The organism is Mycobacterium sp. 1164966.3, from assembly GCF_001665395.1.
Lineage (GTDB): Bacteria > Actinomycetota > Actinomycetes > Mycobacteriales > Mycobacteriaceae > Mycobacterium.
Map to the genome: position 1 here is coordinate 1 of NZ_LZSG01000019.1, position 16,580 is coordinate 16,580.

A 16,580-nucleotide genomic window follows, 5' to 3' on the forward strand; every position below is an offset into this window, starting at 1 on the left:
CCGGGGCGGCGCGGGGGGGGGGGCGGTCGGGCTTGCCGGGGGCGACGGCGGGGGCTCCGGATCGGCGTTCGAGACTGCCGGCAACGCGATCGTGATGGCACTGGCGCCGCTCACCGCGGCGATTGCCAGGGTCGCCCACAGCCCTTTGCTACGTGTCGAGTTTTGGTCCACCTGCTCCATGGCGACGAACCTACCGTGTTACGGCTGTGACGCAAGGAAGCGCCTCTGCCGTTGCGGCGCGGTTTTCCCGATGTTGCCGATCCGCAATGTGTGACCGGACAGGCTCCGGACAAGCTATTGACGCCTCGGCCCACCTGGCGCGGGATAAAGCGTCACTTCGTGAGCTTTGATGCTGAACCACACCCGCTCCCCCGGCGTCAGACGCAGCTCCGCAGCTGCGTCGACGGTGATTTCGGCGGCCAGGCCGGGTGCGCCGTCGGGCTGCTCCTGAGCGCGCACCAAGACCGCGGATCCGCGGGCGTCCAGTTCCGCGACGGTCACCTCGACGGTGTTGCGCGGACTGCCGTGAGGCATGTCCTGATACACCGCGACCGCGGTAGGCGGGAACACAGCTATCGCGTTCTGGCCGTCAGTGGGCTCCCCGAACTCGCTGCCGGGCAACGGATTCGGGTTTCCATGCAGGTGTGCGCCGGATCGGGCGTGCAGCGAGCCGTCCGGGCCGATGGTTCCGTTCACCAGGTTGACACCCGCCACGCGCGCCCCGAAATGGCTGCGCGGCCGTGCCAGCACCTCGACGACCGGGCCGATCTCGGCGATTTTGCCGCACTCGAGCACCAGTACCCGGTCGGCCAGCGTGAACACATCCAGCAAATCGTGGGTGACCAGGATTACTGCGCAGCCGCTGCGACTGACAACGGTACGCAACACCGCTCGGATCGCCGCCGCAGCGGCGACGTCGAGGCCGGTCAGCGGCTCGTCGAGCAGCAGCACGTCAGGTTCGGCCGCCAGCGCCCGGGCGATCGCGACCCGCTGAGCCTGCCCCCCGGACAGCTGCCGCGGCTTGCGGTCGGCGAACAGCTCGGCGTCCACCTCGCGCAGCCAGCGCCGCGCCTTCGACGCGTTCGCCCGCGCGCGGCCCGGCGCGAACATCCCGAACATGCCGTCGCGGCTGCGCGGCCCGAACGCCACGTTGGCGGCCACGCTCAGATGCGGGAACAGCAACGGCTTTTGCAGCAGCAGCCCAACCCGGCGGTCGTGCGTGGACACATGCACGCCGGCTTCGGTGTCGGTCAGCACCCGATCCCCCAAACGCACCACGCCTGCGTCGGGCCGAATCAGCCCAGCGATCACGTGCAGCGCGGTGGATTTGCCCGCGCCATTGGGCCCGAGCACCGCGAGCACCTCGCCGGCGGAGACCGAGAAGGACACATCCAGATGGCGCTCTGCGAAGACCGCGCGCAGCTGCAACTCAGTCATCGCTACCTCGCGTCGGTCCCGGTCAGCCGGCGAGTCCCCAGACCCAGCACCACCAGCGCCGCCACCGCGACGAGCAGGATCGACAACGCCACCGCCGCATCCGGGTCCGTCACCCGCTGCAGGTAGATCTCCAGTGGCAGGGTCCGAGTAACACCCTGGCGGGATCCGGCGAACGTCAGCGTCGCCCCGAACTCCCCCAGCGACCTGGCGAATGCCAGCACGGCGCCGGACGCCACGCCGGGAAGCAGCAGCGGCAGGGTGACCCGCCACCACACCGTGCTGGGCCGCGCCCCCAGCGTCGACGCCACCACCTCGTAATCGCCCCCGGCGGTGCGCGCGGCGCCCTCGAGGGAAATCACCAGAAACGGCAACGAGACGAAGGTCTGCGCCAGCACCACAGCAGTCGTGCTGAACGCGATGCTGACACCGGCGGCCTCCAGGTATTGCCCGATCAGCCCGAGCCGGCCGAACGCGTAGAGCAGCGCAATGCCGCCGACCACCGGCGGCAGCACCAGCGGCAGCAGGATCAGCGGACGCAGCAGCCGCACTATGCGCGTGTCGCTGCGGGCCAGCACCAGCGCCATCGGCACACCCAGCAGCACGCAGAGCAGGGTGCTTGCCGCGGCGGTCTTGAGGCTGAGGTACAGCGCCGCCGCGGATGACGTGCTGGTGATCAGCGACCAAAAGTGCAGCCAGTCGACTTTGATGGCGATCGCCAGCAGCGGCAGCACCACGAACGCGGTCCCCGCGGCGGCGGGTATGTATACCCACCGGGGCAGGTGCGTCGGCCGGTACATGGCTGGTAGTCAGGGGTTGGCTTGTGGTGTCTGAAAGCCGAACTGGGCCAACACTTTCTGGCCCGTCGGGGAGGTCACCAGGGTGACGAATTTCTGGGCCAGGGTGGGTTGAGGTGCCTTTTTGAGCATCGCGATGGGATAGACGTTGACCGCCCCGGCGGCTTCGGGGAAGTTGACGGTCGCCACTTTGTTTGCGGCACTGCGTGCGTCGGTGATGTAGACCAGCCCGGCGTCGGCTTGTCGAGTGGTGACTTTGTTGAGGACGTCGGTCACGCTGAGTTCCTCACTGACCGGACTGAGGCGCACCCCGGTGGAGTCTTCGATGCGATGCGTCGCCGACCCGCAGGGCACCGGCTGCTGGCAGATCACCACGCGCAGACCCGGCTTAGCCAGGTCGGCGAACGAGGTGACCCGCTGCGGATTGTCCGGCGCGGTGACGATGACCAAGGTGTTGGAGGCGAAGTTGCCCGGATCACCGGCCAGCAGACCCGCTTTGGCGACCGTCTCCATCTGCGCGGTGTCGGCCGACGCGAAGACGTCGGCAGTTGCTCCCTGCGTCAACCGGGTCGCCAGCTCCGAAGAACCGGCGAAGTCGAATTCCACGCTGCTGCCGGGATTGTCGGTTTTGAATTGCTGACCGATCTGCGTGAACGCCGGTTTCAGCGAAGCCGCCGCGAACACCACCACCGCGGACGGCGACTTCGGACCGCACGCGAGCAAGCCCGACGCCAATACGGCCGACAGCACTCTGGCCAGGACCCCGATCGGACGCATCGGCCCAACCTATCTCGCTGGTGTCCGGGCCCGGAACGCCCTGAAGGTGCTAGCCGAATAGTTATGCAATTCGTCCGCGCGTCGCGGAGGTGTGGAGTTTCGCCAAAGAGCTACTGTCCAGTAACATTGGCCGGAGTCGACGCCATAACACGCTGAGATTCCAGGCAATGCAGTTCCGGCGGCCGCTGTGGTCCAACGGTTGAGCCGCCGTCGGAACTAGGTTCGCTGCAGCAAATGCGCTGGTGAACGGCCCAGGGTCTGGGTTCAACGTTGAACACGAGGAGGTCATGGCAGTGGAGGTGCTGGTCACCGGAGGCGACACCGATCTAGGGCGAGTAGTAGCCGAAGGCTTCCGCGAGGACGGCCACAAGGTAACCCTGGTAGGCGCCCGCCGTGGCGATCTCGAGGTCGTCGCTAAGGAACTCGACGTGGACGCCATCGTCTGCGACACCATGGACCCCAGCAGCCTCGCCGAGGTGCGCGGGCTATTCCCCCATCACCTGGACACCATCGTCAACCTGCCGACGCCGCGCTGGGAAGCGGGCGATCCCCGCACCTATTCGTTGGCCGACACCGCCAACGCATGGCGCAATGCGCTGGACGCGACGGTGCTCTCGGCGGTGCTGACCGTGCAGGCCGTGGGCGACCACCTGCGTTCGGGCGGGTCCATCATCAGCGTGGTGGCGGAAAACCCGCCCCCGGGCAGCGTGGACGCCGCGATCAAGGCGACTCTGTCCAGCTGGGTTGCGGGGCAGGCAGAAGTTTTCGGCACCCGCGGGATCACGGTCAATGCGGTGGCATGCGGTCGCAGCGTGCAGCCCGGGTACGACGGCCTCGCGCACACACCGCCGTCGGTCGCGGCTGAGATCGCCCGGCTGGCGCGGTTCCTCACGACGTCGGCGGCTCGCCACATCACCGGCCAGACGCTGCACGTCAGTCACGGCGCGCTGGCCCATTTCGCCTGAGCCCCGTCCAGGGCGCTGTCTCAACCGCCGGGCCGATCGCTACGGTTGACACCGTGGCGATCAAGCTCGGATTTCAAATTCCCAACTTTTCCTATGACACCGGCGTAGAAAAGCTCTTCCCTACGGTTATCGCGCAGGCCCAAGAAGCCGAAAAAGCTGGCTACGACTCGCTTTTCGTGATGGACCACTTCTACCAACTGCCCATGCTGGGTCCTCCGGACGCGCCGATGCTCGAGGGCTACACCGCCCTGGCTGCGTTGGCGACCGCGACCGAACGTCTGCAGTTAGGCACGTTGGTGACCGGCAACACCTACCGCAATCCGGCGCTGCTGGCCAAGATCATCACTTCTTTGGATGTGGTGAGCGCCGGCCGGGCGATCCTGGGCATCGGCGCCGGCTGGTACGAGCTCGAACACCGCCAGCTCGGCTTCGAATTCGGTACGTTCACCGACCGTTTCCAGCGACTCGAAGAGGCGTTGCAGATCCTTGTGCCGATGATCAAGGGCGAGCGGCCCACATTCTCCGGAAAGTGGTACCACGCCGAATCGGCGACGGCCGAGCCGCGATACCGCGACCGCATCCCGATCATGATCGGCGGCGGCGGCGAGAAGAAGACCTTCGCTATTGCCGCCCGCTGCGCCGATCACCTCAACATCATCGCGGGGCTCGACGAGCTCCCACGCAAGGTAGACGCGCTCAAGGCGCGCTGCGACGAGGCCGGCCGAGACCCGGCGACCATCGATACCAGCCTGATGTTGACGGTGTTGCTCGATGGCAAATTCGACCCCGACCGGGCGAACCCGCGCATGGTGGCCGGCAGCGCGGAGCAGATCGCCGAGCAGGTGCAGGCGAGAATCCTGGACGTCGGCGTCGGTGGGGTGATCGTCAATATGCCGAATGGGCACACCCCCGGTGTCATCACGACAGTCGCCGAGACGCTGCGACCGCTGTTCGGCATGTAGCCCAGCACACTCTCGCGACGCCGTTGTGGCTGATTACACAGGCTCGCGCTTGGGTATCTAGTCGCCGGCTTGACTACGCTTGGCTGCGGAGTAGCTAACTGCAGTCGAACGCCGATGGAGCCTCGTCAGGAGCAGCCGAACATGAGTCCCGAGCAAGAAGTCCCAGCTGCTCCCAAGCGTCGGCATCAGGTGGTGATCATCGGCTCGGGCTTCGGCGGACTCAACGCGGCAAAGAAACTCAAGCGCGCCGACGTCGACATCAAGCTGATCGCCCGCACCACCCATCACCTTTTCCAGCCGTTGCTGTACCAGGTGGCCACCGGGATCATCTCTGAGGGGGAAATCGCCCCGCCCACCCGTGTCGTCCTGCGCAAGCAGCGCAACGCGCAGGTGCTGCTGGGCAATGTGACCCATATCGATCTGGCCAATCAGCGCGTCATCTCGGAGTTGCTCGGCCACACCTACGAAACTCCGTACGACACGCTGATCGTCGCCGCCGGCGCCGGCCAGTCCTACTTCGGCAACGACCATTTCGCCGAATTCGCACCCGGCATGAAATCGATCGACGACGCCCTGGAGCTGCGCGGGCGCATTTTGAGCGCCTTCGAACAGGCCGAACGGTCGAACGATCCGGAACGACGCGAGAAGCTGTTGACCTTCACCGTCGTCGGCGCCGGTCCGACCGGTGTGGAAATGGCCGGGCAGATTGCCGAATTGGCCGAACATACGTTGAAGGGCGCGTTCCGCCACATCGACTCCACCAAGGCGCGGGTGATCCTGCTGGACGCCGCCCCCGCGGTATTGCCGCCGATGGGTGGGAAGCTCGGTCAGCGGGCCGCCGCGCGGCTGGAGAAGATGGGCGTGGAGATCCAGCTCGGCGCGATGGTCACCGACGTGGACCGCAACGGAATCACCGTCAGGGATTCCGACGGCACCGAGCGGCGCATCGAGTCGGCCTGCAAGGTGTGGTCCGCCGGAGTCCAGGCGAGCCGGCTGGGCCGGGACCTCGCCGAACAGTCGCCTGTGGAACTCGACCGGGCGGGCCGGGTTCAGGTGCTGCCGGACCTGTCCATCCCCGGATACCCGAACGTCTTCGTCGTCGGGGATATGGCCGCGGTGGACGGCGTGCCCGGCGTTGCACAGGGTGCCATCCAGGGCGCCAAGTACGTTGCGACGACGATCAAGGCCGAACTCGCGGGCGCCGACCCCACCCAACGGGAACCCTTCCAGTACTTCGACAAGGGTTCGATGGCCACCGTGTCGCGCTTCTCCGCTGTGGCCAAGATCGGGCCGCTCGAGTTCAGCGGCTTCATCGCCTGGCTGATCTGGCTGGTCTTGCACCTGGTGTATCTGATCGGATTCAAGACCAAGATCACCACGCTGCTGTCCTGGACGGTGACCTTCCTCAGCACTCGTCGCGGTCAGCTCACCATCACCGACCAGCAGGCTTTCGCCCGAACGCGCCTCGAACAGCTGGCCGAGCTGGCCGCCGAGGCGCAAGACGCGGCGACCACCAGAGTGGCCAGCTGACCGTCAGCGCGCCTCGAGGTTCTGTAGCCGCACCTGACCGCGGGCGACCGTACGGTCATTGGCGTCGGTGACGGTGACCAGCCAGAGTTGTTGACTACGACCGCGATGGATCGGTTCGGCAGCGCCGTACACCATGCCCGAGCCGATAGAGCGCAAGAAATCCGTGTTGTTGTTGACGCCCACCACGTTTCCGCCGAGGCCGCTCCCAGGCGAATTCAGCCAGGTGTAGGCCGCCACGCTGGCCATGCTCTCGATCATCGAGCAGTAAACGCCGCCGTGCACCAGCCCCATCGGCTGCAGCAGTTTGTGGGTGACCTCGAGTTGCGCGCGGGCGCCGTCGGGGGTGAGTTCGGTGAACCGCAGCCCCAGCTCGGAATCGAAAGGCGCGGTGAAGTTCTCCGGAAGGGTCACGTCCGACGACACGTTCATGTGTCTACACCATCGGCCGATCCCTGTTCGTCGTGGCCGATTCCCTCCCCAGAAAACAGGCCGGGAAACAGGCGAGCCCCGTGCAACCCAGGCACGGGGCCCGCCGATCGAGTAGACCGGGGGTCGCTGCAGCCCTCAGGACTCTGCCGCGGTCATTGTTCGCTCGACGGGATTTAGAATAGGCAAGGCTGCCCTAATTTTGCAAGGGTAGGCCGGCCGGATTGTTCGGCGCTCCGGGCGCGCGAAACTTGTCGGCCGTCGGTGTTACCAGGGTCACACCCACGTCTATAAAGGCCGGTTTACCAGTGCCTGGTGTCCGCTGGGCGCCCAAGCGCGACCGGCCTGGCCGTGCGACGGGCGGCTTCGCATACGACAACCGGTAGTAAGCCGGAGTACGCTTATTGGACGTCTGATGGAGATGAACGAACTATGGCCAAGCTGACTCGGCTGGGTGATCTGGAACGAACGGTGATGGACCATTTGTGGTCCACACCGGAACCCCAAACCGTTCGCCAAGTCCACGAAGCGCTGTCCGCGCGGCGTGACCTCGCGTACACCACGGTGATGACGGTGCTGCAACGGTTGGCCAAGAAGAATCTGGTTTCCCAGATTCGCGACGACCGGGCGCACAGGTATGCGCCCGTGCACGGCCGCGACGAACTGGTGGCCGGGCTGATGGTCGACGCGCTCGCCCAGGCCGAGGACTCTGGGGACAGGCAAGCCGCGCTGGTGCACTTCGTCGAGCGCGTCGGGGCCGACGAGGCCGACGCACTGCGTCGAGCGCTCGCCGAACTGGAAGCAAATCAACGCAATACGCCTTCTGCTGGCGTTACTGCGGAGGACTGAGGGAGACTGGCAGCGTGTCCGCGCTGGCCTTCACCATCCTTGCGGTGCTGCTGGTCGGTCCGATACCGGCCCTGATAGCCCGCTCCAAGTGGCCGCTGCGCGCTCCACGCGCCGCGATGGTGCTGTGGCAGGCGGTTGCCCTGGCAGCGGTGCTTTCGGCATTCAGCGCCGGCATCGCGATCGCCACCCGCCTTCTGATGCCCGGTCCCGACGGGAGGCCGACGGCCGGCATCCTGGACGCGGAGGGCCGGTTGGGCTGGCCGCTGTGGGCCGCATACATCGCCGTTTTCGCGCTGACGGTGCTGGTCGGTGCGCGATTGATGGTCGCCGTGGTACGTGTGGCCATCGCGACTCGGCGGCGGCGAGCGCACCACCGCATGGTGGTCGACCTCGTCGGGGTCGGACACGACGCCGCCCTGCCCCAGCCCTGCACCCGCACCCGCGACCTGCGCGTCCTGGACGTCTCACAACCGCTCGCCTACTGCCTGCCCGGCGTACGCAGCCGCGTCGTGGTCACCGAAGGGGCACTGAACACGCTCAACAACGCGGAAGTGGCGGCCATCCTCACCCACGAGCGAGCCCATCTGCGCGCCCGCCACGACCTGGTCCTGGAGGCGTTCACCGCGGTGCACGCCGCGTTCCCGCGGCTGGTGCGCAGCTCGACTGCGCTCGACTCGGTGCGATTGCTGGTCGAGTTGCTGGCCGACGATGCCGCGGTGCGCGCCGCGGGGCGCACTCCCCTGGCGAGGGCGCTGGTCGCGTGCGCGTCGGGCCGTGCGCCGTCCGGCGCGCTGGCCGCGGGTGGTCCCAGCACCGTCTTGCGGGTCCGCCGGCTCTCCGGGCGCGGCAACAGCCTGCCGCTCTCGGCTGCCGCGTACCTGGCCGCGGCGGCCGTCCTGGTGGTGCCGACGGTCGCGTTGGCGGTGCCGTGGCTGACGGAGCTGCAGCGTTTGTTCGCCGCCTAGGCGCTGCGCCCGAGCGAAACACTCTGCAGTGTCGGCACTTCGCTGTGTCAGAGTTGTCGGACTAGTGTTCGCCAAAGAGCTCGAGCCGAATTTCTGCGACCGGAGAGGCAAGACATGAGTTCGTCGGAATCGAAGACGGGAACCGCGCAGATCGGCGTCACCGGCCTGGCCGTGATGGGATCGAATATCGCCCGCAACTTCGCTCGCCACGGCTACACCGTGGCTTTGCACAACCGGTCCGCCGCCAAGACCGACGCGCTGCTCAAAGAGCACGGTGACGACGGCGACTTCGTGCGCTCGGAGACCATCGAGGAGTTTCTGGACGCGCTGGAGAAGCCGCGGCGGGTGCTGATAATGGTCAAGGCGGGCGATCCCACCGACGCCGTCATCGAGCAGCTCGCCGACGCCATGGAAGAGGGCGACATCATCATCGACGGCGGCAACGCCCTCTACACCGACACCATCCGCCGCGAGAAGGCCATGCGCGAGCGCGGACTGCACTTCGTCGGCGCCGGGATCTCGGGCGGCGAGGAAGGGGCCCTCAACGGGCCGTCGATCATGCCCGGCGGGCCCGCCGAGTCATACGAATCGCTGGGACCGCTGCTCGAGGAGATCTCCGCACACGTCGACGGAGTGCCGTGCTGCACCCACATCGGCCCCGACGGTGCCGGACACTTCGTCAAGATGGTCCACAACGGCATCGAATACTCCGACATGCAGCTCATCGGCGAGGCCTACCAACTCCTGCGCGACGGTCTTGGCCTGACTGCGCCGCAGATCGCCGACGTGTTCGACGACTGGAACAAGGGCGATCTGGACAGTTTCCTCGTCGAGATCACCGCACAGGTGCTGCGGCAGGAAGACGCCAAGACCGGCAAGCCCCTCGTCGACGTCATTCTCGACGAAGCCGAGCAGAAGGGCACGGGTCGCTGGACGGTGAAGTCAGCGCTGGACCTCGGTGTGCCCGTCACCGGCATTGCCGAGGCGGTGTTCGCCCGCGCATTGTCCGGTTCGGTGGCCCAGCGTAAGGCCACCACCGGGCTGGCCTCCGGCGCGCTGGGCGAAAAGCCCAGCGACTCAGCGCAGTTCGTGGAGGACGTCCGGCAAGCCCTCTACGCGTCGAAGATCATCGCCTACGCGCAGGGCTTCAACCAGATCCAGGCCGGCAGCGCCGAGTACGACTGGGATATCACCCCGGGTGATCTGGCCACGATCTGGCGGGGCGGCTGCATCATCCGGGCCAAATTCCTCAACCGCATCAAGGAGGCGTACGACTCCGACGCCGAGTTGGCGACGCTGATCGTAGCGCCGTACTTTCGCAGCGCGATCGAATCCGCCATCGACGGCTGGCGCCGGGTGGTGGTGACAGCGACCAAGCTGGGTATCCCGATTCCGGGGTTCTCGTCGGCGCTGTCGTACTACGACGCTCTGCGCACCGAGCGCTTGCCCGCCGCGCTCACCCAGGGGCTGCGGGACTTTTTCGGTGCCCACACCTATGGCCGCATCGACGAGGACCCGAGCAAGAAGTTCCACACGCTGTGGAGCGGAGATCGAACCGAAGTACCTGCCTAGCGAGTTGCATAGACGATGAGGTTCCTGGACGGGCAGCGGCCCGGGTACGACCTGACCTACAACGACGTCTTCATCGTGCCGAACCGCTCGGACATCGCCTCGCGGTTCGACGTCGATCTGTCCACCGTTGACGGTTCGGGCACGACCATTCCGCTGGTGGTCGCTAACATGACTGCGGTTGCCGGGCGGCGGATGGCCGAGACGGTGGCGCGCCGCGGCGGCATTGTCATTCTGCCGCAAGACCTTCCGATCGACGCGGTGCAGCAGACGGTGGATTTCGTCAAGAGCCGCGACCTGGTACTCGACACGCCGGTGACCCTGACGCCCGACGATTCGGTCTCGGACGCGATGGCGCTGATCCACAAGCGCGCACACGGCGTGGCGGTGGTCCTCTTCGAGGGCCGTCCGATCGGTCTGGTGCGGGAATCGTCGTGCGTAGGTGTGGACCGCTTCGCCCGGGTGCGTGACGTCGCCGTGAGCGATTTCGTGACGGCTCCGGTGGGCACCGAGCCGCGTAAGGTCTTCGACCTGCTCGAGCACGCCCCGATCGACGTGGCGGTACTGACGGGCGCCGACGGCACGCTGGCCGGGGTGCTGACCCGCATGGGAGCCATCCGCACCGGCATCTACACCCCTGCCACCGACGCCCGCGGCCGGTTGCGGATCGGCGCCGCCGTCGGCATCAACGGCGACGTCGCGGCCAAGGCCCGGGCCCTCGCCGAGGCCGGTGTCGACGTACTGGTCATCGACACCGCCCACGGGCACCAGGTCAAGACGCTGGAAGCGATCAAGGCGGTCGCGTCATTGGATCTGAATGTGCCGCTGGCGGCGGGCAATGTGGTGTCAGCCGAGGGCGTTCGGGATCTGCTCGGCGCGGGGGCGAGCATCGTGAAGGTCGGCGTCGGTCCGGGCGCGATGTGCACCACCCGGATGATGACCGCCGTCGGACGTCCGCAATTCTCCGCTGTGCTCGAATGTGCTTCTGCAGCAAGGGAACTCGGCGCCCACGTGTGGGCCGACGGCGGGATCCGGCATCCGCGGGATGTGGCGCTGGCGCTGGCCGCCGGAGCGTCGAACGTAATGATCGGGTCGTGGTTCGCCGGTACCTATGAATCCCCCGGCGACCTGATGCGCGACCGCGACGACCAGCCGTACAAGGAGAGCTACGGCATGGCGTCCAAGCGTGCGGTGGTCGCCCGCACCGCCGCGGACAGCAACTTCGACCGAGCCCGCAAGGCGTTGTTCGAGGAAGGCATCTCGACATCGCGGATGGGACTGGACCCCGATCGGGGCGGCGTCGAGGACCTGATCGACCACATCGCCTCCGGGGTGCGCAGCACCTGTACCTACGTTGGTGCCGCCACGCTTGCGGAACTGCACCAGCGCGCCGTCGTCGGAGTCCAGTCGGCGGCCGGCTTCGCCGAGGGCCATCCGCTGCCGACCGGCTGGTGATCAACATCTCTCTCATCGTGGCCACCGGGCTGGCCATCGTGGTGCTGATCTTCGGCACGGCGGTGTTCGTCGCGGCCGAATTCTCGCTCACGGCGCTGGATCGCAGCATTGTCGAGGCGAACGCCCGCGCCGGTGGCCGTCGCGACCGCTTCATCCAGCGCGCTCAACACAAGCTGTCGTTCCAGCTGTCCGGGGCCCAGTTGGGCATCTCGATCACCACGCTGGTCACCGGGTACCTCACCCAGCCGCTGGTGGACAAGCTGCCGTACCCGCCGTTGGCCGCGATCGGGATATCCGACGGCCTGGCCGACGGGCTCACCACGTTCTTGGCGCTGGTGATCGTCACCTCGGTGTCGATGGTGTTCGGCGAGCTGGTGCCCAAGTACCTCGCGATCGCGCGCCCGTTGCGGACCGCCCGCGCAGTAGTGGTACCGCAGCTGGTGTTCTCGGTGCTGTTCACCCCGGCCATCCGGTTGACGAATGGGGTGGCGAACTGGATTGTCCGGGAGCTGGGAATCGAGCCGGCCGAGGAGCTGCGCTCGGCCCGCTCACCGCAGGAATTGCTGTCGCTGGTGCAGACGTCTGCGCGCAGCGGCGCCCTGGATCCCGCCACCGCGTCGCTGATGCGCCGATCGCTGCAATTCGGCGCGCTGACAGCCGAGGAACTGATGACTCCGCGGTCGAAAATCGTGTCGCTGCAGACCGATGACACCATCGCCGACCTGGTGGCAGCCGCCGCGAAGTCGGGGTTCTCGCGTTTCCCCGTCATCGACGGTGACCTCGACCAGACCGTCGGTATCGTGCACGTCAAGCAGGTGTTCGATGTCGCACCCCCCGATCGCGGACACACGCCGGTGACGACCGTGGCCAAGCCGGTCACGGTGGTGCCCTCCACGCTGGACGGCGACGCGGTGATGGCGCGTATCCGCGCCGACAGCCTGCAGACCGCGCTGGTTGTCGACGAGTACGGCGGGACCGCCGGCATGGTGACCGTCGAGGACCTGATCGAAGAAATCGTGGGCGACGTCCGTGACGAACACGACGACGCGACACCGGATGTGCTGGCGTCCGGCAACGGATGGCGGGTGTCGGGCCTGCTGCGCATCGACGAGGTGGCCACCGCGACCGGATATCGCGCCCCGGACGGACCTTACGAGACCATCGGCGGGCTGGTGTTGCGCGAGCTCGGACACATCCCGCGGGCCGGCGAAACCGTCGAGGTGCCGGCGTGGGACGCGGACGGTTTGTCGGACGACTCGGTGCGCTGGCAGGCGACGGTGGTCCGGATGGACGGCCGCCGCATCGACCTGCTTCAGCTGACCGAACTGGCCCATCAAGCCGACAATCACCCGACCGGCCCAGGACCGCGAGAATGATCCACGACGCGCTCAAAGTGTTGGCGGCGATCCTGCTGATCGGCGGCAACGCATTCTTCGTCGGCGCGGAGTTCTCGCTCATCTCGGCCCGTCGCGACCGCCTGGAGGCGCTGGCCGAGCAAGGGCGGGCCCGTGCTGTCACCGTGATCCGCGCCGGTGAGCAGCTTGCGTCGATGCTGGCGGGCGCTCAGTTGGGCGTCACCGTGGCCTCCATCCTGCTCGGCCGGATAGGCGAGTCGGCGGTCGCCGATCTGCTGCGGAGGTCGCTGGGTTTCACCAGCATGCATCCGACGCTGGTGCACACAGTGTCGTTCGTGGTCGCGCTGGCCGTCGTGGTGACACTGCATGTGCTGCTCGGCGAGATGGTGCCGAAGAACATCGCACTGGCCGGTCCGGAGCGAACGGCGATGCTATTGGTTCCACCGTATTTGCTCTACGTGCGCGCGGCCCGGCCATTCATCGTCTTGTACAACAAGTGCACCAACGCGGTGCTGCGGGTACTGGGTGTCGCACCCAAAGACGAGCTCGACATCACGGTGTCCACCACCGAGCTGTCCGAGATGATCGCTGATTCGGTGTCCGAAGGCCTACTGGATCAGGAGGAACACACGCGGCTGAGCCGGGCGTTGCGGGTATCGACCAGGGTCGTCGCCGATGTCGCGCGGCCGCTCGCCGAGGTGCGGGCGGTGCCGGTCGCCCGGGCGGGCAGCGGGCCGACGGTCGGTGCCGTGGAACAGGCCCTCGGCGAAACCGGCTACTCCCGGTTTCCGGTCACCGGCATCGGCGGCGAGTTCGTCGGATACCTGCACATCAAGGACGTGCTGACGCTCGGCGACGATCCGCAGGCCATCGTCGATTTGGCGCTGGTACGTCCGCTGCCCCGGGTGCTGCAGTCCCTGCCGCTGGCCGACGCATTGTCGCGGATGCGCCGCAGCAACAGCCATCTGGCGCTGGTGACCGACGAGGGCGGGCAGGTGGTCGCCATGGTGGCGATGGAGGATCTGGTGGAGGACCTGGTCGGTAGCGTGCACGAAGGCACACACTGATTGCGACCCGTATGCTCTGTGCGGCTGGGGGTGCAGACGACTCGGATGGCCCGCCGCAGTGCCGTCCGTGAAGTCGCCAGCCCCGGCTTGACCTGCTGCTGCAGGTCGCCGTATACGCTCGTCAGGCTGTCGCTCGGTAGGCTGGCGCATAGCCAAAATGGGGCCGATCGGCCCGGTTGGTCTGATCGAAGCGGCCAACCGGGCTCCAACCGGGCTTCCACAGGGTGTGAAGGAGAACCATGACTGAACGCGTGTCGGCGGGCAACTTGCGCGTCGCCAGGGTGCTCTACGACTTCGTGAACAACGAGGCCCTGCCCGGTACCGGAATCGACCCGGACAGCTTCTGGGCGGGCGTCGACAAGGTCGTGACCGACCTCACCCCGCAAAACCAGGATTTGCTGAACCGCCGCGACGAGCTACAGGCGCAGATCGACAAGTGGCACCGCCATCGGGTCATCGAGCCGATCGATCAGCAGGCCTACCGCGAATTCCTCACCGAAATCGGCTACCTGCAGCCCGAACCCGACGACTTCACCATCACCACCTCCGGCGTCGACGACGAGATCACCACGACAGCCGGGCCGCAGCTGGTGGTCCCCGTCCTCAACGCCCGCTTCGCGCTAAACGCGGCCAACGCTCGCTGGGGTTCCCTCTACGACGCGCTGTACGGCACCGACGTCATCCCGGAAAGCGGCGGCGCGGAAAAGGGCACCAGCTACAACAAGGTTCGCGGCGACAAGGTGATCGCCTACGCGCGCAAGTTTCTCGACGGTGCCGTGCCGTTGGCGTCGGGCTCGTGGGCAGACGCGACGGAGTTGCGCATCGACGACGGTCAGCTGCAGGTCGCCATTGGTGCGGAGGCCACCGGGCTGGCGAGCCCGGAGCAGTTCGCCGGCTACAGCGGCGAGCTCGGCTCGCCCAACTGGTCGGTGCTGCTGGTCAACCACGGTTTGCACATTGAAATCCAGGTCGACCCGGAGTCGGCGGTCGGCAAGACCGATGCGGCCGGCATCAAGGATGTGATCCTTGAGTCGGCGGTCACCACGATCATGGACTTCGAGGACTCGGTGACCGCGGTCGACGCCGACGACAAGGTGCTCGGCTACCGCAACTGGCTCGGTTTGAACAAGGGCGATCTCGCCGAGAACGTCCTAAAGGACGGCAAGACCTTCACCCGCGTCCTCAACGAGGACCGCACCTACACCACGCCCGACGGCGGCGAGCTCACCCTTCCTGGACGCAGCCTGTTGTTCGTCCGCAACGTCGGTCACTTGATGACCAACGACGCAATTGTCGACAGTGACGGCAACGAGGTTTTCGAGGGCATCATGGACGCGCTGTTCACCGGCGTGACAGCGATTCACGGGCTCAAGAGCGGCGACGTCAACGGGCCGCTGGTCAACAGCCGCACGGGTTCCATCTACATCGTGAAGCCCAAGATGCACGGTCCCGCCGAGGTGGCGTTCACTTGCGAGCTGTTCAGCCGCGTCGAGGACGTGCTGGGATTGCCGCAAGGCACCCTGAAGGTCGGCATCATGGACGAGGAGCGCCGCACCACCGTCAACCTCAAGGCGTGCATCAAGGCAGCAGCCGATCGCGTCGTGTTCATCAACACCGGGTTCCTGGACCGCACCGGCGACGAGATCCACACCTCCATGGAGGCGGGACCCATGATCCGCAAGGGTGCAATGAAGAACAGCACCTGGATCAAGGCCTACGAAGACGCCAATGTCGACACCGGCCTTGCCGCCGGCTTCAAGGGCAAGGCGCAGATTGGCAAGGGCATGTGGGCGATGACCGAGCTGATGGCCGACATGGTCGAGCAGAAGATCGGCCAGCCCAAGGCCGGCGCCACCACCGCATGGGTGCCGTCGCCGACGGCGGCCACCCTGCACGCGATGCACTACCACCAGGTAGACGTGGGCGCCGTGCAGCAGGAACTCGAGGGCCAGAAGCGCACGACCATCGAGGAGCTGCTGACCATTCCGCTGGCCAAGGAACTGGCCTGGGCGCCTGAGGAGATCCGCGAGGAGGTCGACAACAACTGTCAGTCCATCCTCGGGTACGTGGTGCGCTGGGTGGAGCAGGGTGTCGGCTGCTCGAAGGTGCCCGACATCCACAACACGGCCCTGATGGAGGACCGGGCCACCCTGCGGATTTCCAGCCAGTTACTGGCCAACTGGCTGCGACATGGCGTCATCACCAGCGAGGACGTGCGCGCCAGCCTGGAGCGGATGGCGCCGTTGGTAGACGAGCAGAACGCCGGTGATCCGGCGTACCGCCCGATGGCGCCCGACTTCGACGACAGCATCGCCTTCCTGGCCGCGCAGGACCTGATTCTGACGGGCGGGCAGCAGCCCAACGGCTACACCGAGCCGATCCTGCATCGCCGTCGTCGGGAGTTCAAGGCGCGGGCCCGCTGATCGGTG

15 protein-coding genes are annotated in these 16,580 nt (G+C 66.8%); 10 read left to right on the forward strand and 5 right to left on the reverse strand.

All coding sequences use genetic code 11. The annotated features are described in order from the left end of the window. From A9W99_RS25870 to modA, 4 genes are all read right to left on the reverse strand, one after another. A partial coding sequence (locus A9W99_RS25870; protein WP_216639713.1) for an alanine and proline-rich secreted protein Apa occupies window positions 1-180 on the reverse strand: 180 nt, incomplete at its 3' end. A 114-nt stretch (window positions 181-294) separates the two neighbouring features. Beyond that, entirely contained in the window at window positions 295-1,437 is a 1,143-nt protein-coding gene (locus A9W99_RS06365; RefSeq protein WP_067374965.1) for a sulfate/molybdate ABC transporter ATP-binding protein, read from the reverse strand. A gap of 2 nt (window positions 1,438-1,439) precedes the next feature. After that, window positions 1,440-2,234 carry an ABC transporter permease gene (locus tag A9W99_RS06370; protein WP_067374967.1) on the reverse strand — a complete coding sequence of 265 codons (795 nt, stop codon included), beginning with the start codon at window positions 2,232-2,234 and terminating at the stop codon, window positions 1,440-1,442. Window positions 2,235-2,243: 9 nt separating this feature from the next. Further along, window positions 2,244-3,008 carry a molybdate ABC transporter substrate-binding protein gene (gene modA / locus A9W99_RS06375; protein WP_067374969.1) on the reverse strand — a complete coding sequence of 255 codons (765 nt, stop codon included), beginning with the start codon at window positions 3,006-3,008 and terminating at the stop codon, window positions 2,244-2,246. A 287-nt stretch (window positions 3,009-3,295) separates the two neighbouring features. Between modA and A9W99_RS06380 the strand changes: the two genes are divergently transcribed. The 3 genes from A9W99_RS06380 to A9W99_RS06390 all read left to right on the forward strand — a co-directional run bounded on the left by A9W99_RS06380 (window position 3,296) and on the right by A9W99_RS06390 (window position 6,465). Next, entirely contained in the window at window positions 3,296-3,973 is a 678-nt protein-coding gene (locus tag A9W99_RS06380) for an SDR family oxidoreductase (RefSeq protein WP_067374971.1), read from the forward strand. A 53-nt stretch (window positions 3,974-4,026) separates the two neighbouring features. After that, the gene (locus A9W99_RS06385) at window positions 4,027-4,935 is read left to right on the forward strand and encodes an LLM class F420-dependent oxidoreductase (RefSeq protein ID WP_067374973.1); all 909 of its coding nucleotides are present in this window, start codon (window positions 4,027-4,029) and stop codon (window positions 4,933-4,935) included. Between the two features lie 141 nt (window positions 4,936-5,076). Continuing rightward, entirely contained in the window at window positions 5,077-6,465 is a 1,389-nt protein-coding gene (locus tag A9W99_RS06390; RefSeq protein ID WP_067374975.1) for an NAD(P)/FAD-dependent oxidoreductase, read from the forward strand. 3 nt (window positions 6,466-6,468) lie between these two features. Here A9W99_RS06390 and A9W99_RS06395 read toward each other — a convergent pair whose 3' ends face one another. After that, window positions 6,469-6,894 carry a PaaI family thioesterase gene (locus A9W99_RS06395; protein ID WP_067374977.1) on the reverse strand — a complete coding sequence of 142 codons (426 nt, stop codon included), beginning with the start codon at window positions 6,892-6,894 and terminating at the stop codon, window positions 6,469-6,471. 429 nt (window positions 6,895-7,323) lie between these two features. On the opposite strand from A9W99_RS06395, the gene A9W99_RS06400 reads away from it, so the two are divergent. The 7 genes from A9W99_RS06400 to A9W99_RS06430 all read left to right on the forward strand — a co-directional run bounded on the left by A9W99_RS06400 (window position 7,324) and on the right by A9W99_RS06430 (window position 16,574). Further along, entirely contained in the window at window positions 7,324-7,740 is a 417-nt protein-coding gene (locus A9W99_RS06400; RefSeq protein WP_067374980.1) for a BlaI/MecI/CopY family transcriptional regulator, read from the forward strand. A 14-nt stretch (window positions 7,741-7,754) separates the two neighbouring features. After that, window positions 7,755-8,705: a M56 family metallopeptidase gene (locus tag A9W99_RS06405; protein WP_067374981.1), complete on the forward strand. Its 951-nt coding sequence runs from the start codon at window positions 7,755-7,757 to the stop codon at window positions 8,703-8,705. A gap of 114 nt (window positions 8,706-8,819) precedes the next feature. Next, window positions 8,820-10,277: an NADP-dependent phosphogluconate dehydrogenase gene (gndA, locus tag A9W99_RS06410; protein WP_067374983.1), complete on the forward strand. Its 1,458-nt coding sequence runs from the start codon at window positions 8,820-8,822 to the stop codon at window positions 10,275-10,277. A gap of 15 nt (window positions 10,278-10,292) precedes the next feature. Further along, window positions 10,293-11,729 (forward strand): GuaB1 family IMP dehydrogenase-related protein, encoded by a 1,437-nt coding sequence (locus A9W99_RS06415; RefSeq protein ID WP_067374985.1) that lies wholly within the window; start codon window positions 10,293-10,295, stop codon window positions 11,727-11,729. After that, window positions 11,729-13,105 (forward strand): hemolysin family protein, encoded by a 1,377-nt coding sequence (locus A9W99_RS06420; protein ID WP_067375132.1) that lies wholly within the window; start codon window positions 11,729-11,731, stop codon window positions 13,103-13,105. Before A9W99_RS06415 ends, A9W99_RS06420 begins: the two co-directional genes overlap by 1 nt. Then, entirely contained in the window at window positions 13,102-14,151 is a 1,050-nt protein-coding gene (locus A9W99_RS06425; RefSeq protein WP_156622978.1) for a hemolysin family protein, read from the forward strand. The genes A9W99_RS06420 and A9W99_RS06425 overlap by 4 nt, the downstream gene beginning before the upstream one ends. Before the next feature lie 239 nt (window positions 14,152-14,390). Beyond that, window positions 14,391-16,574 carry a malate synthase G gene (locus A9W99_RS06430; protein WP_067374987.1) on the forward strand — a complete coding sequence of 728 codons (2,184 nt, stop codon included), beginning with the start codon at window positions 14,391-14,393 and terminating at the stop codon, window positions 16,572-16,574. Window positions 16,575-16,580 lie beyond the last annotated feature (6 nt).